The sequence below is a fragment of the Carboxylicivirga litoralis genome (assembly GCF_025499605.1).
In the GTDB taxonomy this organism is placed as follows: domain Bacteria; phylum Bacteroidota; class Bacteroidia; order Bacteroidales; family Marinilabiliaceae; genus Carboxylicivirga; species Carboxylicivirga litoralis.
In genome coordinates this window covers 23325-46406 of sequence record NZ_JAFMVC010000006.1, presented here as the reverse complement: position 1 = coordinate 46406, position 23082 = coordinate 23325, and the positions used below count along the sequence as shown (strand labels likewise).

General features: G+C 39.4%; 12 protein-coding genes. 11 read left to right on the top strand and 1 reads right to left on the bottom strand.

Going from position 1 to position 23082, the window contains the following annotated elements; all coding sequences use genetic code 11:
- Positions 1-16: 16 nt before the first annotated feature.
- From bglX to J1N10_RS07725, 5 genes are all read left to right on the top strand, one after another.
- Complete coding sequence (bglX, locus tag J1N10_RS07745) at positions 17-2341, top strand: beta-glucosidase BglX (protein WP_262326122.1); 2325 nt, start codon at positions 17-19, stop codon at positions 2339-2341.
- Positions 2342-2467: 126 nt separating this feature from the next.
- Positions 2468-4273, top strand: a complete 1806-nt coding sequence (locus J1N10_RS07740) for a family 43 glycosylhydrolase (protein ID WP_262326121.1) — start codon at positions 2468-2470, stop codon at positions 4271-4273.
- A gap of 53 nt (positions 4274-4326) precedes the next feature.
- Positions 4327-5988, top strand: coding sequence for a sulfatase family protein (locus J1N10_RS07735; protein WP_262326120.1), 1662 nt, complete (start codon positions 4327-4329; stop codon positions 5986-5988).
- Positions 5989-6123: 135 nt separating this feature from the next.
- Positions 6124-8766 carry a glycoside hydrolase family 2 TIM barrel-domain containing protein gene (locus J1N10_RS07730; RefSeq protein WP_262326119.1) on the top strand — a complete coding sequence of 881 codons (2643 nt, stop codon included), beginning with the start codon at positions 6124-6126 and terminating at the stop codon, positions 8764-8766.
- Between the two features lie 135 nt (positions 8767-8901).
- A complete protein-coding gene (locus J1N10_RS07725) occupies positions 8902-9699 on the top strand; it encodes a carboxylesterase family protein (RefSeq protein ID WP_262326118.1) in 798 nt (265 codons plus the stop codon).
- A gap of 207 nt (positions 9700-9906) precedes the next feature.
- On the opposite strand, the gene J1N10_RS07720 is transcribed toward J1N10_RS07725, so the two are convergent.
- Positions 9907-10464, bottom strand: coding sequence for an RNA polymerase sigma-70 factor (locus tag J1N10_RS07720; RefSeq protein ID WP_262326117.1), 558 nt, complete (start codon positions 10462-10464; stop codon positions 9907-9909).
- Between the two features lie 182 nt (positions 10465-10646).
- On the opposite strand from J1N10_RS07720, the gene J1N10_RS07715 reads away from it, so the two are divergent.
- From J1N10_RS07715 to J1N10_RS07690, 6 genes are all read left to right on the top strand, one after another.
- Positions 10647-11798, top strand: coding sequence for a FecR family protein (locus J1N10_RS07715; RefSeq protein ID WP_262326116.1), 1152 nt, complete (start codon positions 10647-10649; stop codon positions 11796-11798).
- A 101-nt stretch (positions 11799-11899) separates the two neighbouring features.
- Positions 11900-15586: a SusC/RagA family TonB-linked outer membrane protein gene (locus J1N10_RS07710; RefSeq protein ID WP_262326115.1), complete on the top strand. Its 3687-nt coding sequence runs from the start codon at positions 11900-11902 to the stop codon at positions 15584-15586.
- Between the two features lie 12 nt (positions 15587-15598).
- A complete protein-coding gene (locus tag J1N10_RS07705; protein WP_262326114.1) occupies positions 15599-17038 on the top strand; it encodes a RagB/SusD family nutrient uptake outer membrane protein in 1440 nt (479 codons plus the stop codon).
- Between the two features lie 172 nt (positions 17039-17210).
- A complete protein-coding gene (locus tag J1N10_RS07700; protein WP_262326113.1) occupies positions 17211-18425 on the top strand; it encodes a hypothetical protein in 1215 nt (404 codons plus the stop codon).
- 15 nt (positions 18426-18440) lie between these two features.
- Entirely contained in the window at positions 18441-19955 is a 1515-nt protein-coding gene (locus J1N10_RS07695) for a hypothetical protein (RefSeq protein ID WP_262326112.1), read from the top strand.
- 375 nt (positions 19956-20330) lie between these two features.
- On the top strand, positions 20331-22973 hold the full coding sequence (locus J1N10_RS07690) for a M16 family metallopeptidase (protein ID WP_262326111.1): 2643 nt from the start codon (positions 20331-20333) through the stop codon (positions 22971-22973).
- Positions 22974-23082: the final 109 nt, after the last annotated feature.

The following is a 23082-nucleotide window of genomic DNA, read 5'->3' as shown; positions in this document are numbered from 1 at the left end:
CTGAAAAACTAATATCATGAGTAAGTCACATTTTTTAATTGTAATAGGTCTGTTAGTAAGTCTTATGGCCTGTACTAACGGTTCACATACCAATAAAGTGACCCAATGGAAAAGCTATAGCGGAGATCCTGACATTGAGCACAAAGTAGATTCTGTATTGAGGCTAATGACCCTTGACGAGAAAATTGGCCAGATGAATCAGTATTCTGGTAATTTCGCTGCTACAGGCGAAGTAAACGATAACAAATCGGGCGAATATCTGAAAAAAGGCATGATAGGCAGTACCTTTAATACTTTTGGTGCTGATCATATACGAATGCTTCAGGAGCAGAACCTTAAGTATTCGCGCCTAAAAATTCCTATTTTATTTGCCGCCGATGTTATTCACGGATTGGAAACGACGTTTCCTATACCATTGGCCGAAGCTTGTTCGTGGGATTTGGATTTAATGGAAAAGAGTGCACGTATTGCGGCTGAGGAAGCAACGGCTTCAGGTATCGCCTGGAACTTTGCACCAATGGTTGATATTGCCCGTGATCCTCGCTGGGGACGCGTTATGGAAGGAGCCGGTGAAGATGTGTATTATGGTTCATTGGTGGCTCGAGCCCGTGTGAGAGGCTTCCAGGGCATCAACTCCTATAAGGATTTTGCAAAGCCTAATACCCTGATGGCTTGTACAAAACATTTTGTGGCCTATGGTGCCGCCCAGGCCGGAAGAGATTACCATAGTGTGGACATCTCAAACCGCACGCTTTACGAGACATATTTACCTCCCTTTAAAGCTACTGTTGATGAGGGTGTCGCTTCTTTTATGACGGCTTTTAACGACCTGAACGGAGTGCCCTGTACTGGTAATAAATATATTTTCACAGATATCTTGCGCGATGCCTGGGGTTTTGGCGGAATGGTGGTGACTGATTATACAGCAATTACAGAAATGATTGACCACGGATATGCCGCCAACTTGAAGCAAGCCGCTAAACTTTCAATTGATGCTGGTATTGATATGGATATGATCAGCGAAGGTTTTGTGACCTATCTGAAAGAGTTGGTTAAAGAGGGCAAGGTGTCTGAAAAGCAGATTGATGTTGCCGTAGCGCGCATCCTGGAAATGAAGTTTTTATTGGGCTTGTTTGACGATCCTTATCGATATTGCAATGCCGAACGTCAGAAAGAAGTCGTGATGCATCCCGATCACCTGAAGGCTGCCAGAGAAGGCGCTCAGCGTTCAATCGTTTTACTAAAGAATGACAATAATATTCTTCCTTTGAAGAAAGATATTGTCAAGCGGGTTGCCCTGATTGGACCTTTTGTAGAAGAACGTGAAAGCTTGAACGGAGAATGGGCCATAAAAGGAGATAGAAATAAATCGGTTACGCTGATGGAAGGTTTGAGAGAGAAATACGCCAATTCAGCTGTTAAATTTACGTATGCACAAGGAACTACCTTACCTGCCATCGATAATGCAACCAGACATATCTCAGAAACACAAATACCGGACAAAAGCGGATTTGCGAATGCAGTCGGTTTAGCTAAAAAGAGTGACATTATCCTTGTTGCCATGGGTGAGAAGTTTCATTGGTCAGGCGAAGCTGCTTGCCGAACGGATATTACCTTACCAGGCAATCAGCGTGAACTGTTGAAAGAACTGAAAAAAACAGGGAAACCTATAGTTTTGGTTTTATTTAATGGTCGTCCCTTAGATTTATCGTGGGAATCCGAGAATGTTGATGTGATTGTGGAAGCGTGGTACCCGGGAACCATGTCAGGATTAGCCGTTGCCGATGTATTGGCTGGCGACTACAATCCTTCGGCAAAGTTAGTATTAACATTCCCAAGAAATGTTGGTCAGATTCCTATTTTTTACAATACTAAAAATACCGGACGTCCTTTTGATGAGAATAGCCCAAAAGATTATAAATCATCCTACATTGATAGTCCAAATTCACCTTTATTCCCATTTGGTTATGGTCTAAGTTACACAACATTTGAATATTCAAATCCGACTATTAGTTCAGTAGAAATGGCTCGAGGAGGCAATGTTATTGTTTCAGCAGATGTGACGAATACAGGAGAAGTGGCCGGAGAAGAAGTGGTTCAGCTTTACATTCATGATAAAGTAGGTTCAGTAACTCGTCCGGTAAAAGAATTGAAAGGCTTCAAAAAGATACATCTGGAAAAAGGAGAAACAAAAACCGTTGAATTCACTATTGATGAAGACCTGCTAAGCATGTATGATATAGATATGAATTGGCTTGCAGAAAGTGGTGATTTTGAAGTGTGGATAGCTACGAGCTCATCTGATGAATCGAATCATCTGGAATTTACATTACTGGATTGAGGAGAAGAATTTTATCCTTTTTCTCGTTCAACTATCACAAAACATGATTGATAGAATATTTTTTAATTCCAATGATGTAAGATCATTAAGCATTAGCTGGTAAAAACACTTTTTATAATTATTAGTATGAAGCATTTACATTACATATTCGCATCTGTGGCTCTGTTACTGGTCACAAGTGTTTCGGCGCAGGAAATAATACCGGAAACTTACTGTAATCCCTTAGATATAGACTACACTTATATGGTCTATAACTCCAGCAAAAATAAATCTTATCGTTCAGGTGCCGATCCTGCCGTGGTTGAATTTCGAGGTGAATATTACATGTTTGTCACGCGTTCCTTTGGCTATTGGCATTCGAAGGATTTGGTAAACTGGGACTTTATTAAACCGGCACAATGGTTTTTTGAAGGTTGCAATGCGCCAACAGCTTTTAACTATAAAGATTCATTGCTTTATTTTGCAGGTGATCCGGCTGGTTACGGCAGCATCCTTTACACCGATGACCCGAAAAGTGGTAAATGGACGCCAACGGCATCTATCAGTAATAACATCCAGGATTCGGAATTATTTATTGATGACGATGGCAAAACCTATTTATATTGGGGATCATCGAATGTACATCCGATCCGTGTAAAAATGCTGAACAAAGATGATCGTTTCCTGGAAACAGGTGTGAAAAAGGAATTGATTAATCTGGTTGAAGAAGAGCATGGCTGGGAACGCTTTGGCGAGAATAATTTTCATCCAACCTTGAAAGAAGGTTATATGGAGGGAGCCTCCATGACCAAGCACAACGGTAAATATTATTTGCAGTACGCAGCGCCGGGTACACAGTTTAACGTGTATGCCGATGGCGTTTATGTGGGCGATACACCGCTTGGGCCATTTACCTATATGAAAAGTAACCCTATGTGCTCTAAGCCGGGTGGATTCACCAACGGTGCCGGACATGGCATTACTGTTAAACAAACCAATGGACAATACTGGCATTTTGCCACCATGGCATTGGCGTCTAACGCACAATGGGAGCGTCGTTTATGTATGTTTCCTACCTCTTTTGACGATGAAGGATTGATGTATTCCATTACTGAATATGGTGATTACCCACGTTTCGGTCCCAGTCACCCCACCAAAGCAGGCCAGCATTGTGGCTGGATGTTGCTTTCCTATAAAGGAAATGTGACGGTGTCATCATCTCTAACACAAATCATGAAATTTACTTCCAATGATGATGAGGTAAGTGTAACAGAATTACCGCTCGAAAAAAACGCAGATAATGCCATTATTTCGAAGGTTTTAACGGACGAAAATCCCAAAACCTATTGGGTGGCCAAAGCCAATGACGACCGGCAGTGGGTACAAGTTGAGATGCTGAAGCCGGGTAAAATTTATGCTTTCCAATTGAACTTTCATGATCATGAGTCGGGCATTTATACACGTACCGAAGGATTGCGTCACCGCTTTACCATTGAGGTGTCGGAAGATGGTGTCAACTGGCAAACAGCAGTCGATCGAAGTAATAGTTATAAAGATGCTCCCAATGCATATATCGTATTAAACAAACCTGTTAAGGCAAAGTATGTACGCTACAACAACGTGAAAGTACCAGGTGCCAACTTTGCGATGTCGGAGTTCCGGGTATTTGGTTTGGGCTCAGGTAAAAAAACGGCAAAAGTTAAAGGTTTCACCATTAAACGTGACAGTGACCGAAGGGACGCCACTTTTACCTGGAATGAGGTGAAAGGCGCACAGGGCTATAATATTCGTTGGGGTATTGCGCCAGACAAATTATATCAATCATGGATGGTATATGATGTGAATGAACTATTGATGCGGTGTCTCGACAGAGATACCCCCTATTACTTCACGATTGAAGCATTTAATGAAAATGGTATTTCGCAAAAATCGAGTGTCGTGAAAGTTGAGTAACGAAACAGGTGGGGAATCCGCTTATTCAATTATTGCATACGAAAAAATATAATATGACAGCATCAGAAAACAGCAACTTGAAATTGAAGCAATCGAAAGTTTGGTTTAGCCCTTTATTGATCTTTGGGCTTTTCATTGCAAGTAGCGTATTTCACTCATGTACAAAACAGGACGCATCAAAACGCCCCAATATTGTTTTTATCATGAGTGATGATCATGCTTATCAGGCTATCAGTGCCTACAGTGATAAATTAATTGAAACACCACGTATTGATCAGATTGCCGATGAAGGGATGCTCTTCACCAATGCCTGTGTTACCAATTCTATTTGTGCTCCGTCAAGAGCGACAATTCTGACCGGTAAGCACACGCATTTACATGGAAAATTTGACAATAACTTTCCGTTTGATACGACCAATGTGACCTTCCCGCAATTGTTTCATCAAGCGGGTTATCAGACGGCCATGTTTGGTAAGTTACATTTTGGCAACAGTCCCAAGGGTTTTGATAAGTTTATGATCTTGCCCGATCAGGGTGATTACTATAATCCCGATTTTATCACCAATGAAGGCGATACAACCATCATGGGTTATGTAACCGATGTGATCACTGATTTAACACTTGATTGGCTGAAAAAAGACCGAGACCAGGACAAGCCCTTTATGTTGATGTACCTTCATAAAGCGCCACACAGGGAATGGTTGCCGGCACCGCGCCATTATAAGGAATTTACTCAAAAAACCTTTCCTGAGCCGGCAACGCTATTCGATGATTATCAGGGACGCGGAAGCGCAGCGAAAGAAGCAGAAATGAATCTTCTGAAGCATATGACGGTTTCTGCCGATAACAAAATTTATCCCGAGGTGGCTAAAGAATTAGGCGTCGAAGAACCTTCGCAATGGGGCTTTCATGTATTTAAAAGTAAATATTCGCGATTTACAGAAGAGCAAAAAGCGGAGTGGGATAAGGTTTACGGTCCGATTAACGAAGACTTTAAAAAGCGTTATCCTTCAATGACTGACGAAGATTTTATGCGATGGAAATACCAGCGTTATATGCAGGATTATCTTGGTTGCATTGCTTCTGTCGATGAAAATGTAGGCCGCGTTTTGGACTATTTAGATCAAAATGGTTTAGGTGAAAACACCATTGTTGTTTATACCTCAGACCAGGGATTCTATTTAGGGGAACATGGGTGGTTCGACAAGCGTTTTATTTATGATGAGTCGTTTAAAACACCGTTGTTGGTTCGTTGGCCGGCTCAGATCAATGCCGGATCCAAATCCGATGAAATGGTGCAGAACCTGGATTTTGCTCAGACCTTTTTGGATGCGGCCGGCATTAAGGCTCCTGACGATATGCAGGGAGAAAGCCTGATGCCCCTGTTAACGGGCGATGAAGCCTCGTGGGATAGGGATGCTGTGTATTACCATTATTACGAGTATCCGGGATTTCATATGGTGAAACGCCACTATGGCATTGTTACAACAGATTATAAATTAGCACATTTCTACTACGATGTGGATGAGTGGGAATTATATGACAGGAAGAATGATCCGATGGAGTTGAATAATGTTTATAACGACCCGGCTTATAAAGATATAGTAGATGAACTTACTCTAAAACTAAGCGAACTTAGAGTGAAGTATAAAGATTCAAAAGAACTCGATCAACATTATATTCAAAAATATAAAGAGAGAGGCATCATAAAATAATAATCACCCAAAGTGAGGTGATCGCACATTGTCATTCGTTATTACCGGGTATAAAAGTCACACAATAAAGTGATCGTTATACCCGGTAATACCTGTTATTGTGAGCCAGTTTTACCTTGTAATACCAATATTATTATGCGAAAGAAATCATTCGGAACAAAGCGGATAGTAAGTTTTTTAGGGCTGTTGCTTTTTGCGCTTTTGGATGGATCGGTATATGCCCAACGCCAAGAATTTACAATTAATTCTTCCTGGCAATTTACTTTGGATTGTGAACCGTCCATGTCAGAAACAGTAAATCTTCCGCATACCTGGAATGCACAAGATGCTTTCACGGATAAAGGGCATTATTATCGCGGAAAAGGTACCTATGAGAAAGAGCTGTTTATTCCGAATGAATGGCAGAATAAACGTTTGTTCATCCGGTTTGAAGGAGCCAATCAATCAACACGGCTGTGGCTTAATAAACAGTTGGTGGGAGAGCATCATGGAGGATACACCGGATTTGTTTTTGAACTAAGCGATTATATCCGCACAGGTGAAGACAATGAGCTGATGATTGAAGTGGATAACCGGCACAATCCGGATATTCCGCCATTGGAAGCCGATTTTAATTTTTACGGTGGTGTCTATCGCGATGTCAGCCTGATAGTTAGCAACTCAGTTCACTTTGATTTGGCAAGTGAAGCAGCCGGTAATTTTTTAATTCAAACGCCTGAGGTGACAGCCGATAAAGCTGAGTTCCAGGTTGAAAGTGTGCTTGTTAATGGCAGCAAAAGTAAACGTGGCGTCCAAATTAAGCTTAATATTTTTAATCCCCAAGGTGAGATACTGAAGACCTTAAGCCAGGAAAGAAAGCTTTCAGCCGGGAGTCAAAACAGCATCCGTTTCAGCGATTTCATCCAAAATCCTGCACTATGGTCACCTGAACATCCGCATTTGTACAAAGCAGAACTTACAGTAACAGATAAGAAAACAGGCCAACAACTTGATGAAATGTCATCATCATTTGGGTGCCGTTGGTTTTCCATCGATGCAGAAGAAGGTTTCTTTCTTAACGGAAAGCCTTTAAAACTCATCGGCGTAAACCGCCACCAGGACTATCCCGTCCTCGGTAATGCCTTACCCAATGCTTTGCACCGAAAAGATTATGAGCTGATAAAAGAAATGGGTAGTAATTTTGTCCGAATTGCACATTATCCCCATGATCCTGATGTTTATCGCCTGTGCGATGAATTGGGTTTGCTGGCCTGGTCGGAGATTCCAATAATTAATGAAATCACCAATAGCACGACTTTCACCAATAATTGTCTGCAAATGCAACGTGAGCATATCATGCAATTTTTCAATCATCCTTCGGTGGTGATGTGGGGCTATATGAATGAGATATTTCTGCGCATGGTGTTTAATCGAAAGCTCACCGATGACGATAAAGAACAGATTATAGCTACAACAGTGGAATTGGCACAACAACTGGACGATGAGACTCGCCGACTCGATCCGGATCGCCTTACTGCCATGGCCTTGCATAATAATCAGGTTTACAATACAACGGGTATAGCTGATATTCCGGATGTGATTGGGTGGAACCTTTATTTTGGTTGGTATGATGCTACGCTTGATGATTTAGGGGCTTTTCTGGATAAGGAACACAAACGCTATCCTAAGCGGCCAATACTTATCACCGAGTATGGGCCGGGGGCTGATACACGCATCCATACTGAAAACCCCAAGCCTTGGGATTATAGTGAGGCTTATCAGTTAAAAAGCCACCAAAGTTATTATCGCCAGGTGATGGAACGACCATTTGTGGCTGGTATGACAGCCTGGAACTTTGCTGATTTTGGCTCTGCCGGGCGACAGGATACGCGACCTCGTATTAATCAAAAAGGATTGCTGAATTTCGATCGCACGGACAAAAACGTATATCACTATTACCAGGCTCTGTTACTTGAAACACCTTTTGTTTATATGGAGCGTCATAACCCAGGGCAGTATTTTTGCGATGCTGATTCGGATGGAAATGGGCAATTGCTACTTCATGTGTTTTCTAACCAGCCAAATGTTGAGTTGCTAGTAGATGATTCCCAGATACTCAATCAAGCGGTAAAGGATGGTATAACTGAGTTTCAACTAACACTGCCAATTGGGCATCATATTTTGAAAGCAAAGGCCGGAGCGGTTTCGGATCAGTATAATTTAGATGTTTATTCGCGTTCAAGTTTGAATCAATTAATAGACAAACAGGCCGTATGTGTCAATGTTGGATCGCATTGTGATTATTACGATCCGCTTACAAAAGAAATATGGGTACATGATCAGTCCTATACCAAAGGAGAATGGGGGCATGTAGGTGGCACCGTTTACCAGCGTAATAAGCAGAAGTTCCAGGGAACAGCGATTAACATTACAGGAACTGATAATGATCCGTTGTTTCAAACCATGCAGGAGGGCTTGTCGGAATATCGCTTTGATGTGGCTGACGGAAGCTATCGGGTAACACTATTACTCACAGAACCCAATCTTAAAGCGTCTAGTTCTTTGATTTATAATTTAACGGATGAAACAGATGAGCTTGCAGCCGACTTACGCATCTTTGATGTGTTGGTTAACGGCCACATGGTACTTTACAACCTTAACATGGCTCGCGATTTCGGAGCTGCTCATGCGGTTGCGATAAGCTTTGAGGCCAAAGTGCAAAATGGTTTGGTTATCGGATTTGAAAATAAGGCCGGTCAGGCTGTCTTATCAGGAATTAAAGTTGAAAAAATACGATAGTGATACAGAAAACTACATTGTGGAAGATTGCTATTTCTTTGCTAATCATGCAAATTATGGTGTAGGGTCGTAGCCGCACGTGCCGGATATTTACAAAGTGAGGTGTTAAAGTATTCATACAATAAATAGATGAAGATGAAGACAATAATAAAATTAAACTTGTTATTAATAGCCTGTTTAATTACTGTTGACCCTGTTTCTGGCCAGGGTTATTTAGCTTTTGAAAAGAGGGTTTTTATTCAAGGTAATGACACTTTAAATTATCGGATTTTATACCCGGAGAATATGAAACCTAACAAGCACTATCCCTTGGTGCTGTTTTTACATGGAGCCGGTGAGCGTGGAAATGATAATCAAAAACAATTGACGCATGGGGCAAGCCTATTCTTGAACAAGAAGATTCAAAAGAAGTATCCGGCCATTGTCGTTTTTCCGCAATGCCCCAATAACATTATGTGGACCCATCGTTTAAAAGAGAAAACCCCGGAAGGTGATTGGATATATGAATTTCCATTGCCTGAGGAGCCAACAAAGCCGGCAGAAATGGTAAACAGTCTGATAGATAGTTTACAGTTGCATGCGTCAGTTGATCAGCGTCACACTTATGTGATGGGTTTGTCGATGGGAGGTATTGGCACTTTGGAGTTTCTGGCCCGATGGCCACAAAAATATACGGCTGCCATTTCTATTTGTGGTGGTCACGATCCGCAGTTGGCTTCTACTTTTTGTCAGGTGCCAATCTGGTTCTTTCATGGTGGTAAGGATGATGTAGTTCCAGCGCGATATTCAAGACTGGTATTTGAGCAACTGAAGTCCTGTAACTCTAAAACCAGATACACCCTTTATCCTGATGCCAATCATAACAGCTGGGATGCTGCTTTTGCTGAGCCAAAACTATTAAAGTGGTTGTTTGGTTTTAAGAAGAAAAACTAAATTGGGCTGGAATGCTGGAGGGCGGTTGAGATAAGAATCTACTGTTTAGATTGGCTTATTCATCATATGCGTTAAAAACAAGTTCGATTAGCTCCTGATATTTATTAAGACATCTATCAAAACCATACAAAATACGGTGCTATTAAATTTAGTCAAACAAATTGGAGATAAGCTTGCCGACATATAGGAGAGTCTGAAAAAGGCTGGTTATAAATAGAAGAATAAAAAAATATAATACTTACCCAGTCGTTGCCTTAAATCTTTAAGAGCTCTTTTTTTGTGCGTTTTAACAGTATTGATCGAAATGCCTAAATCTTCTGCAATTTCAGATTCTTTAAGTCCATGAAGTACACTTAACTCAAAAACTCGCCGTCCTTTTGTTGGCAATTGCTTTATGGCGTTATAAAGGTGTTGATGTACGTTTTCTTCAATTACAATTTCATCAAAGTTATACATTAACAATTCTTTTTGAATAACTTGATGGTGCTCATCTTTTCGTTTAGAATTTCTTATGTGATTAAAAACAGCATTGCGAACCGATGTGTGCATGAAGGATTCAAACGAACCAACTTCGGAAATATATTTCTTCTTTTCCCAGATTTTACGAAATACATCCGAAACAATATCTTCAGCAACAGGCAGATCTTTAATGTACTTCATAGCGATGCCAACCAATTTAGGGTAGTAAGCTTCAAAGACCTTTTTAAAAACCTGTTCGTTACCTTTCGATATTAGGCCAATTTGTTCCTCAGTGATACTTAGCATGACGTGATAAAATTAGATAAATATTTAATACCACAGAAAAAATGACAATTTAAGGTTATAATAATCTTAAAGGTTAGCGAATTTGCCTATCTTAAGGATTAGTGAAAAATCTTTTAAAAAAGTTCAAAATCTTGTCACCTTAAAACTAAAGGATGGTGTGTATCTTATACAACAACACAACCATGAAAGAAGAAATTAATATACAAGAGCTTATTTATAAACAAATAATTGGTGATGCTTCAGAAGAAGAATTAAAGAAGTTAAATCTTTGGCGTCAGAAAGATTTGTCTAATGAGAAGTTGTACCAAAGTGTTATTGATCCTACCCGAATAAAAGCTTCATTTAGTGTTTATGATGCTATTGATGTTAATGAAGCTTTTGAAAGAATATTGAAGCCAAAGCCAACAACAAGAAGATTGGCGCCGATGGTGCTAAAATATGCCGCAGCTATTGCGCTTCCTTTACTTCTGGCACTCTCTGTTTGGATGATATCCGATTTTAACCAGAATGACACCAAAGTCGTAGAAGCAATCGCTCCATTAAGCCAAAAAGCAACCGTTGAATTAAGTGATGGTCGCATAGTTAACCTACAAGAGAATAATACCGTTGAGATTGAGGAACATGGCTCAATTGTAGGTGAAGATTCAGAGAATAAATTGATTTATAAAAATGTGAGTGTTGCGGAGGAAATTTTTCATACGATTAAAACACCTTATGGTGGCGAATATCAACTCGAATTAAGCGACGGTTCAAAGGTGTGGTTAAACTCTGGCTCAGAGTTGCGTTTCCCGGTGAATTTTGTGGGTGATACCCGTGAGGTATACTTAACTGGAGAAGGTTATTTTGAAGTAGCACATAATCCCCAAAAACCATTTAAAGTAAATACGATTAACTCAACCGTTCAAGTTTATGGAACCTCATTTAATGTGATGAGTTATGACAATGATAAAGTACAGCAAATTACTTTAGTTGATGGGAAAATTGGCTTAGAGGCAGGAGATGAAAACTTAATTTTAAAGCCCGGTGAGCAAGCTGAGTTAAATAAAGGTAATTTAAGTGTTGAAGTAAGCCAGGTTGAAACAGAACTTTATACCGGCTGGACAAGCGGTGTTCTTAAATTTAACGATATGCCACTAAGGGAATTATCGAAGAAATTATCGCGCTGGTACGATGTAGAGTTCTTCTTTGCTAACAGTTCAGTTGGTAATATCCATTTTACTGGCAGAGTGAGAAAAGATATTGACTTTAGTTATTTTATGAGTTTAATTGAAAAAACAACCAACGTTTCTATTGTAGTTGATGATAGAACGGTATTGATAAAAGAATTAAAATAAAACCAAAGAATGCCGTTAACATTCTTTGGTTGAGTAATTTAATTGAATGGGTTAGCGCCTGATAAACCTAACCCATAGTATTAAACGTTAATTACAAATTTATGGAAAAAAATCAGAAGTGGCATTCGCTTTTGTACAAGCTTTGTATGCCACGCAAATTGGTGATGATTATGCGGATTAGTTTTATCTTACTATTTGCTGTAATGTTGCAGGTTTCTGCCTCTAGTGTAGCTCAAAAAGTGGTAATTAAGCAAAGCAAAATTACCTACGAGAAGTTATTCGAAGAGATAGAAGCTCAAACAGGTATTGCTACCCTTTTGAGTAATCGCGAATTAAATCTTCAGGACCAAATTGTACTTGAGTCTAAAGATTTTGAATTAGAAGATTTGCTGAAGGTTGCAACGGAAAATACGCAAATTACCTTTGAGATAATTGATGATTATATCATTATCCGTCCTGTGGAACAAGCAGAGCAAGATAATGAAAGTCAGCAAAATCAATCCATTGTTATTAGTGGTGTTGTTACCGACGAGTCAGGAGAAACATTACCTGGTGTTAATGTAATGGTGAAGAATGGTGTGTTGGGAACAATCACCGATATAAACGGTCGTTTTGAATTGAAAACACCCGATCAGGTAAAGGTATTGGTCTTCTCTTTTATTGGGTTTAAAACACAGGAAGTAGAAGTGCAAGGACAAACAACATTGCAGGTGCAGATGATTGCAGATGTACAAGAGTTGGGTGATGTGGTTGTAACCGGTTATCAGGTTATTGATAAACGAGAGTTAACATCTTCCATTGCATCGGTTGAGGCTGATGATCTGGAAATTCTTGGTTCTTTGAGTGTTGACCGCATGTTGGAAGGTAAAGCAACAGGTCTGATGATTACCAATTTAAGTTCTACGCCTGGTGCTGCAGCCAAAGTGCGTGTGCGTGGTGGTAGTACTTTTACTGGAAACCAAAGTCCTTTATGGGTGATTGATGGGGTAATTTATGAAGATCCTGTACCACTTTCGGCCGATGATATTAACAGCTTTGATAACATTAATCTGATTGGTAATGCTCTAACAGGTGTAAATCCATCAGATATTGCCAAAATTGACATCTTAAAGGATGCTTCAGCAACAGCTATTTATGGAACACGAGCTGCCAATGGTGTTATTGTCATTACCACCAAGCGAGGTACAGATAGTGAACCGGTATTTACCTATTCAGGAGGGCTTAGTGTTGTAAGGGCTCCACAGTATTCTGACTTTGAGTTGATGAATTCCAAAGAGCGCATTGACGTTTCACGCGAAATGTATCAGCGTAACATTGGTACGATTGGTACTGAGAAAAATATTGATCGCCTGGGTTATGAAGGCGCACTGATGAATTTATGGGATGGAACCTACTCCTATAACCAATTCCAGGATCAGGTTTCGTACCTGGAGACCTTAAATGCCGATTGGTTTGGTGAATTATATCAAACGGCCATCACACAAAAACACTCGGTGAGTGCATCTGGCGGTAGTAAAAGAAGTCGTTATTACTTTTCAGTAGGATATGACGATCAGCAGGGAACAGAAAAAGGAGTCGATCTTCAAAGGATTACAGCCATGAGTAAGTTAGACCTTGACTTACGCGAAAATCTGCTTGTTTCATTTAAAGTGAGTGGTTCTGTTCAAGAAGCAACGTATAACCATTCATCCGTTAGCGCTTTTGACGAGGCCTATTACACTAGCCGGACAACACCTGTTTATGATGAAGACGGAGAGCTTTTCTATGTAAGCAAAAAGTTAAATGCCTCTAGTGCTGGTATTTCTTATGGTAATTACAATGTTCTTAACGAGATGGAAAACTCGGAGCGTAATATTACCAATAAGGATTTTACAATTTCAGCCAACCTGAATTGGAAATTTTTAGATAATTTCCGCTTTACTGCTTTGGCATCCTACCGTAATACGACTAACCTGACCGAAGAGTGGATTACAGAGAATACATTTTACATAGCTAACCTGCGTACTTATGATGCCTTTGAAGATATGGTTGAAAACACTGTTGATATGTATGCATCGGTACCCTTTGGCGGATTGTATACAGGGGGAATGGTGAGCTCAAACGCTTATAACCTCCGTAGTCAGTTGAATTACAATAAAGTTCTTCAAGATAAGCATGTGTTTAATGTTAACCTTGGACACGAAGTACGTTCTAATCAGTATTGGGGTGCCCAGGGGTTTACGGTTCCTGGTTATGACCATTATTACGGGCGAGGATTTATCACACTAGATAGTCCTGGATATGAATCGACTGATAATGGTATACAATACAATTTTGGTGATTATTACTATGATAACATGATTAACTGGTTAACCAGCAAGGGGCAATCAGTTTATCCAAACATTACTGATCGTTTGTCAAACACTTTGTCTGTCTTTGGTATTTTTAACTATGTTTATGACAACCGTTACATTGTTAATTTTAATGTTCGTAGCGATGGTTCTAACACTTTTGGACAGCATGAGCGTTATAAATTTAAGCCTACCTGGTCGGTATCAGGACGTTGGAATATTCATAATGAAAGATTTTGGAATAACGGGGGTAAAGTGGACGAATTGGCTTTTCGTGCTTCTTATGGTGTAAGAGGAACAATGCCCAATACCACTCCTTACCTGATTATTAGTAATTATAACCGCGAGCTGGCAAGTATTTATGGTACTGAATTTACAGCTGATCTGTCTTCATTTCCAAACGCCAATTTACGCTGGGAAAAAACAGAAACAGTTAACCTGGGGCTGAACTACAGTATGTTTAAAGGTCGTATTAGTGGTGCGTTTGATTATGCCTACTCAAAAAGTACGGATCTGATACAGCAAAAAGGAGTTTCGCTGGTTAACGGTAGTTCAACTCAAGAATACAATATTGGAGCTAAAGATGTTAGCAGTTATGAATTCTCAATTCGTACGGTTAATATTAAACGCAAAGACTTTGGGTGGAGTACTAACTTTAACTTCTCTTACGACAAAGATAGAGTCTTAGAAGGTTTTGAGGATGGAGCCAGCAGTGATGGTTTAACAGCGTCCGATTACTTAAGAGGTTCAATCTATCGAACAGGTTTCCCGACCAATGGATTTTTCTCCTACCAGTTTGATGGACTGGATGAGGAAGGCTTGCCAACATTTGTGGGCTTAAAAGATGAGTATGATACGCCGGAAGAGCAATTAGAAGCAATGTTGGTATATGAGGGTAGCAGAGTGCCGCTTTATTATGGTTCTTTTGGAACGCAAATTAGATATCGTAATTTGAGATTATCAGCGCACTTTAACTATAAGCTGGGTTATAAAACACGCTTATTAAAACTATACAATGGTTCTCAAAACGTACCTTTCTCTTACGAAAATATGAGTAGTGCTTTTAATAATCGTTGGAGACAAGCCGGAGACGAGCAATATACCGATATACCAAGTCTTTCGTCAGACAATTTAGGGTATCCATCATCTGAAGTAGAATTCTACGATTATGTTCTACCTAGTGGTAATAACAATGGATGGTACATGTATGATATGAGTGATGCCCGTGTTGTAAAAGGGGATCATATACGACTTACTTCGCTTACACTATCATATAATATGCCGAAAAACTTAATTGATAAAGCTGGTATTAAAAATATGACTGTGGGAGTACAGGCAAGTAATGTGGCTGTATGGGCTTTCGATAAAAAACTAAAGGGACAGGATCCAGAACAGGTCAATTCAATTGGAATGCCAAGTTTACCGACCTATAGTTTGAGTTTAAATTTGAGTTTTTAAGAGCTGATTATCATGAAGAAATTATTATATATTGCATTTGTTTTACTACCCCTGATAGGGTGTAACGACTTTCTGGACGAAGTCGATCAGGATAAAATCATACCTGAAACAACAGACCATTTTGCAGCACTGTTATTAAAAGAGTTTAATTATTCATCATCGACCATATATCGATATGCCAATTACATGACGGATGATCTTGCCGAACGTGATGGGGCTGATGCCTTCGATACTAAAAAGAAGGGATGGAAGACTTTTTATACCTGGCAGCAAGAGCTAGAAATTAATGAGGAAGGTGATATTTTATCCAGTGCCAATAAAGCTTGGGAAACTATTTATGAGGACATTGCCATTGCCAATTATGTGATTGAACTAATTGAAGATGCTACAGGAGACATCGAAGAGGTAAACTATGTAAAAGGCGAAGCTTATTTTATTCGTGCTTATTCATATTTTAACCTTCTAAATTTATACGGTGTTCCTTATAACGCTTCATCGGACTCAGATTTAGGTGTGCCATTGCGATTGGATACAGGTGTTGAAACAACTTACCGTCGTAACTCAGTAAATGAGTGTTATGCTCAAATTGAAGCTGATATCGAAGAGGCCATGAAATTAATTGATGAAAGTGGCTTAACCAAAACCAAATGGCATCCAAACATAGCCGCTTGTAATTTGTTGATGTCGAGGGTTAAGTTGTACCAGGAAAAATGGAATGAAGCCATTGCATATGCCGATAAGGTGATTGAGAATTATGGCTTAACAGTGATGGATCCTAATACTCCGTTCGTTGTTGCTGATAACAATGAAATACTGTATTCTTTTCAAACAGCAAATATCTCAGGTTGGGGTACCAATTCAGCCAAATATTTTGCTGTAACAGATGAGTTATACGATAGCTTTGATGATGCCGATCGACGCAAAGAAATGTTTTTTGCAAAACTGACAGCTGAAACAAATGAACAATACATCTGGACAAATAAGTACAACACCACGTTTACTGGTATGGGCTGGGCTCACTTCCGCGTGGCTGAGGCCTTCTTAAACAGAGCCGAAGCCTATGCGCAATCTAACAGCGCAGCACTTGCTCTGGCCGATATTCAAACACTGCATTCGTACCGTTATAGTAATACGAGCAGCATCGTTTACCCGGAAAACGATAGTGAAGTATTGTCATTTGTATTGGATGAAAGAAGAAAAGAGCTTTGTTTTGAAGAACATCACCGTTGGTTCGACTTGCGTCGTATGGATGAGCGTCCGGAAATTACACACGTTTATTCGGTGATTGATGAAACAGGCGTATTGCTGCAAACTGAAACATATACTTTGTTCAGCGACGATCCTAATTACACGCTTCCATTGCCTTTAGAGGAACGAGAAAACAATTTGATTATTCGTAATGTAGAGCGTTATGCTAAGTTCCCGGAGATCGATACGGAGATAAATATTTAAGATGACCTTTGTTTAAATGCAGAATCTAATTCTCAGCGTTTAGTCATGACTAAATACAAAATTAAATCAGATGAAACGAGCCTGAAAATTTAAGATAAGAGCTTATACGCAAGTGAACGATTTGAATTGACATGAGCGTTACATCTGACAAATGAAAGTAAAATTTAAAGAGATGAAAAAATTAATTATATACACTGCTTTAATCGGACTCCTGGTTTCAGCCTGTGAGGAGGAAGATAGTTTGACGCCTTCATTGCTCGATGAGAACAGGGTGGAGGTTATGATGGATCAACAGAGTGAATATGGTTCACAACCATTAATTGAAGAATGGTATGAGACCTATAATACTGCTGTCTTATTTGAATATCAGGATACACTTGATTTTATTTATCAGGCTAGTAGTCAGAGTGCTAATAATGTTTGGCTCGATCTTTCTTTTCCTCAAATAAGTACCTTGTTTCTGGATGAAGAAGGTAATTTACCGAGCGAGAATATTGAAGCCTATATGGATTATGTAGAAAAAGGTTTGGTTTTTCTGGATACAACCATTTTTGATTACATCACACCAGGTAGTACCATTGCCGGTATGATGCCTCATAAAATGTTGATTAGTGCTAGTTTAAGTGGGGATGCATCGTCGAGTCATTATTGGACCGAAGGTGATTACGGAGTGCCAGGTTATAAAGATGCCAACAACTTTCATTCAGTATTCAATACTCAGGCCATGGTATTTAATGTAAACCAGGACAACCTGGAGCTTGGGGCTGATAATTATATCAAAGACAATTTCTATTTGTTCCTATGTAAGCTGTATGTTCAAAACGACTTGTATGAGGAGTTTAATGACGAAATTTATAAGTACAGTGAGCCATATTTTAATACGCCTATCATGGATGCGTATATAGATGATTATGGAGAAGATCAAGAAGACTGGACCGAATTAACACCAAATGGCAAAGTTCCATTGTCTTGGTTCCTGTCAAAAGGTTTTGTAGACGCTGAAGGGTTTTATAATTTCAGTTTTAAAACTTACACGGAGTCAACTTATCCTGTGGATGAAAACGGGGATTATATACTTGCCGGACCAGATGACGCTTACGGCTGGAAGCGTGATGCTGATGGGAATTGGATAAAAGCATTAAAAGTAGTTTACTACCATGACTATATTAATGTTGACATCAATGATAACGATGATTTATTCCTTGAGGACAAAGCAGAGTTTATTCGTAGCTATACCAACCAAGTGCTTTATCGTACTTATGATGAGCTGAGCGCTTATCCTGATAATGTGCAAACAAGTTTGAAGTTAACAGCTAATACACTTATTGATTGGGGAATCGACCTGGTGTCCTTTAATCCTGAACTTGAACAGTTTCTTAACGAATAATTAAAGCAAGAGCGTATGTTTAAAAATAAATTATATACAATAGGGGCTACCATTTTATTAGGATTAGTTGCGTTGGTTGCCTGTCAGGAGGATCCTGAGTTTCCGGATCCTGGTTTCGAAATTTCTGATAAGAGGGTTGAACTAAGACGTGATACGATAGATACATATCATGTGGAGTTTCAAATGAGTGTGCCCAATGGCATTGATAAAATTCAGGTGCTGAACGGTAATGATTACAGTTTAATTGAGCAGGTAGATGAATATAATGGACAAACTAAATGCTTGTTCGAGTATGATATTGATCTGACACCATTTGAAAAAGACACTACTCTGAACTACATAATCAGAGCGGTTGATAATTACGAACGTAGTATTAACAAGGGCTTAACGCTGATTGTTAATAAGAAATCAACGCCCACAATACAAGTGGTAGGTGGCGAAAATGTTGCTGTGTCTTTACCTGCATACCTGGCAAAGGCATTGGTGACAACAGGTCTTGCGCCAATTGAAACCATCAGTGTGCGATATGAAGGGAACGAAGTGGAAACCATTACGATACCTGCCGATACTGCAGTATATGAGTATAAGCTGAAGCAGCAGGTGATTGTTGGTACCTTGGAAGAGAATCGTGAATACAGCGTGGAGATAGAGGTGATGGATAAAGGGTTTGAGTATACAACGGCCAGTGGCGAGGTAATTACACGTGAGCCATTGAGTTATACCTCAACTATCACCCTTACCAAAGGAAGCGATGAAAGACAAATTCCATCGATGGTTACTTATAGTGATAGCTATCGTTCAACTCCTTACCGCATTTTGTTTTTCGCCAATGGCGACGCACAGATTGATAGTATAGGTTATCAAACATACAGTACGTTCAGAAGAGAGTGGAATGATCCTCTCGATGCAATGGTCTTGACATACAATGCTCAAAACATGGTTGATACGGTTAAATTCGGTCGTTATGATGATAAACGGGTGTTAACGTATGTAGACGGGACAACAATGCTTGATAAGATTGAATATTGGGAAGATATAAATGCCACACCAGGTGATGTTCAGGCGGATGATATAACCTTAGAGGCATCCAATTTCAGCTACAACGAATTAAACCAAATGGTATCGTATTTCTCTGAATCATCCTCTTATATGGTTAATGACTTGCGTTACATTGATCCATTTGGTATTGGTGAATATGTAGGTATAGAAGAATTCTTTGATGGACCTGAGGTTTCAGCTGATCCTGCAGATCGTGCTTACTTCGATACATTTGCGCCTGTTTATACGCCGGCTTACATACCTGGCTTGCCTGCATGTGTAGAACTTAAGGGTGGTTCAATATTTGAAGAAGCAGTAAAAATACTATGTACTAATAATTACCTGGCGCTAGAGCTCAAAGATGCAGCCGGTGAAATTGACAGGGAATTTACTTACACTGTTGATGAACAGGGACGTATAACCCTCATTACCTGGGAATATGAATACCTTAGTTCTACATATATCAAGTCTTATACATGTAGCTACGATTAATCTTAATGACGAGCTCACTATTTCATAGTACATTGTATTTGGAGGGTGAGTCCTTTCGTTATTTAAGATAACGTAATAATACATTTATCCGGCGCTCAAACTTGAGCGCCGGATATCATTACCTTAAAGCACGATGCAGAATTCGATATGCAACTGTTCATGTTTCGCATATTAATCGCCTCCTTAGTGCTTTGATCCTCATATTTAATTGCAAATTATAGTCATAACAAACCCTTTGAGTAAGAATATAATCGCTTACACTAAGGGCTTACAATACAATTGATGGCAATGTTTTCTAATTTATCTAGCTATAAATTACTATTTGTATTCTGGTGTCTGTCAATATCATTTTATGCAGCGGCCCAGCCTTTATCTATGCCCGATAATATTAAAGTGGGCACACTTGATAATGGGCTTACGTATTACCTGTTACCCAAAGGCGACCCCGGAAAAGTAAAGATAATGATGCTGTCGAAAACTGGAGGGTTGGTAGAACGCCCTGAACAATTAGGCTTTACGCATATGCTCGAACATACCATGTTCAATGGTAGTAAGAATTTCCCGGGCACTACAAGCGTTAAAGAATTGGAGAACATGGGTATGCGTCCGGCAATTGATTACAATGCCTATACCTCTCCATCTAAAACAGAGTATTTTATGACCATACCCGAAAATAATTTTGGGTACCTAAAAAAGTCATTGCTCATTCTCAAAGACTGGATGTTTAACCTGGCTATGGATACTGAGGTACAAGAGAATGAAAAGAAAATAATTATTGAAGAAATTAATCGTGGAGGAACCACTGCATCACCTTTATTAAGTGGCACATCCATGGAAGGACATACTGTTTTAGGAACCAAAGAAGCCATTAAAGCTGTTACCGTTGAGCAATTGCATGCGTTTTATAAAGATAATTATATCCCTCAACAACTGGCACTGATAGTTTACGGGCGAATGGATGAGAAGAAAACAGTAAAACTAATAAAGCAAATTTTTGGTTCTATTCCCCAAACCGATGGAAATGTTAATCAGTATATAGATGTTAATCATCACACTGTTGTCAGCGGAGGTGTTGTAAACAAACGCAATATGGTTTTGGCCATTGCCTACAAAACAAATCCTGTTGTAGAGGATACTTATGCCGGCTTAAAGCAATCGCTTATTAATAATTTATTCTGCCGAATGATGAAAAAACGCCTTGACAAAAGGGGCTCATCCATCAGTCGAGCATCTGTTAATATGGGCAGTATCATCTCGGGCAATATGATTTATAATTTTAGAATGCACAACTCTAATAGTGCAGAATACAAAGATATACTTGCTGATTTTTGTTACGTATTGGCACAGGCACAACAACATGGCTTTTCAACGGATGAAATTAATTACTATGCCAATGAAGTATTACATTGGTATCAGAAGAAGATGAAGGATGAGCACATAGGTGTTGAGCAGGTTATGAGGCACTTTCTTATGGGGGATACGCCTCAATCAGGTAAAGATTATTACCAGCTTGTCTCAAAAATACTTCCTACGCTAACACCTGCCGATTTTTCAGCAACCCTGGAACAGATGCTGAGTTTGCATAAAACGGTGTTGTATGATGGTAATAGCAACGCCTGTGCACCTGACTTTAATAAAGAGTATATTCTCACGAAATTGGCTGATTTAAAGAATGTATCAACTGAGGCCTATCAATTTAGAGCGCCTGCACCACGTAATAATAAGCCGGTGATAGCCAAAATTGAGGTAGAACCAGGCAAGCCGGGAAGGCTGATAGAAAAAGTGTCATTAGCTGAAAACCTTGATTTATTACGTTTCGAAAAGGGCATTGATGTGATCCTTCACCACACAATACAGGAAAAATCAATTGTTAAAGTATTGGGGAAAGACGGCCTTAACTGTGTGCCGGAAAAAGATAGAGCCTATTTCAAAACAACAATCTCCAATTACCTTGAAGGATATGGGACTTATGATTCGAAGCAGGCTCGCTCCCTGGAAAATAGTCTTGGGATATTTAAAAAAATAGGTGCATCCAACTTTGGATTTGAAATGACACTTAAAGGTGGCTCTGATAATTTTGAATCAATGCTTCAGATTTTTAATCTCATGTTAACAAAGCCGCTTTGTCCAGGTAATGAGAGTGTAAGAAGGATAATAGCTTTGTATGCCAATATGCCATCTAAAAGTGACGAAGGCACAAAGTTTAAAAATCAAAAGAGCGTTCAATGGCTTGCATCACATCCTGATACTACGGTTCTGGATAACATAGCCGAACGCCAATTTGAGTATTATAAGGCATTGAGTAATAACTTACACAACTCAATAATTTACATTAGTGGCATGTTACCGGATAATGCCGAAGAATTGGTAACACATTATATCGCTTCAATAACACCTTCTGAAGTAAAAAGAGCGGATTATACCATTCCAAATGTCTTAGCTAAAAATGTTGAAACAAAAGCCGTTAAATGGAATAGTGACCTGGAAAAAGTAGAGTATTTGTTTACGGGTTCGTCAAATAAGGAATTAACGCTAAAAGATGAACTCATTCTGGAAGCCGTCTCTCAATATGCTTTGGTTAAGATGTTGGAAATAATCAAAGATAAGCACGGCTTAGTCTATGCATTGGGAAAAACGGCTGAAATCCAAACCAGTCCGGCAGCATTTTACTCATTAAGCTTGCGCTATATGTTAGATCCCGTTAATGTTGATAAGTCGAGAAAGATTATGACTGATGAGGTTTTAAGCCCAATTAGTAAGGGAATCATTAGTAATGAGGAAGTAAGCAAAATAAAAGCCATGATGCAAAGCCTTTATGTCATGTCATTTTATGAAGAGGACCAAATAGAAAACCGATGGCTGGAGTGGAAGCTTAAATATGGTGAGGCATTCGCCCCCGACAGGCTCCAAAGATTAATAGACAGTATATCAAAAAGGGATATGCAAAACATGATGACAAGAGTTGTTAATATGAATAATCACTTTGTCATCCTACGACAACCAATGCAAAAAAAATGATCGTCTAAAACAGATGCATGCATTAACCTTAATTAACCTTGATTGGGAGAGTGTTAACCAAGATATACAGTCAGCTTTATTTAATTTGTAAATATACCATAAGCCTCTC

What these genes read in the sequence shown, in the direction of transcription:
- J1N10_RS07690 (WP_262326111.1), top strand. Translation starts at nt 20,331, where the DNA reads ATGCCCGATAATATTAAAGTGGGCACACTTGATAATGGGCTTACGTAT.
- bglX (WP_262326122.1), top strand. Translation starts at nt 17, where the DNA reads ATGAGTAAGTCACATTTTTTAATTGTAATAGGTCTGTTAGTAAGTCTT.
- J1N10_RS07720 (WP_262326117.1), bottom strand. Translation starts at nt 10,464, where the DNA reads ATGCTAAGTATCACTGAGGAACAAATTGGCCTAATATCGAAAGGTAAC.
- J1N10_RS07735 (WP_262326120.1), top strand. Translation starts at nt 4,327, where the DNA reads ATGACAGCATCAGAAAACAGCAACTTGAAATTGAAGCAATCGAAAGTT.
- J1N10_RS07710 (WP_262326115.1), top strand. Translation starts at nt 11,900, where the DNA reads ATGGAAAAAAATCAGAAGTGGCATTCGCTTTTGTACAAGCTTTGTATG.
- J1N10_RS07730 (WP_262326119.1), top strand. Translation starts at nt 6,124, where the DNA reads ATGCGAAAGAAATCATTCGGAACAAAGCGGATAGTAAGTTTTTTAGGG.
- J1N10_RS07725 (WP_262326118.1), top strand. Translation starts at nt 8,902, where the DNA reads ATGAAGACAATAATAAAATTAAACTTGTTATTAATAGCCTGTTTAATT.
- J1N10_RS07740 (WP_262326121.1), top strand. Translation starts at nt 2,468, where the DNA reads ATGAAGCATTTACATTACATATTCGCATCTGTGGCTCTGTTACTGGTC.
- J1N10_RS07700 (WP_262326113.1), top strand. Translation starts at nt 17,211, where the DNA reads ATGAAAAAATTAATTATATACACTGCTTTAATCGGACTCCTGGTTTCA.
- J1N10_RS07705 (WP_262326114.1), top strand. Translation starts at nt 15,599, where the DNA reads ATGAAGAAATTATTATATATTGCATTTGTTTTACTACCCCTGATAGGG.
- J1N10_RS07715 (WP_262326116.1), top strand. Translation starts at nt 10,647, where the DNA reads ATGAAAGAAGAAATTAATATACAAGAGCTTATTTATAAACAAATAATT.
- J1N10_RS07695 (WP_262326112.1), top strand. Translation starts at nt 18,441, where the DNA reads ATGTTTAAAAATAAATTATATACAATAGGGGCTACCATTTTATTAGGA.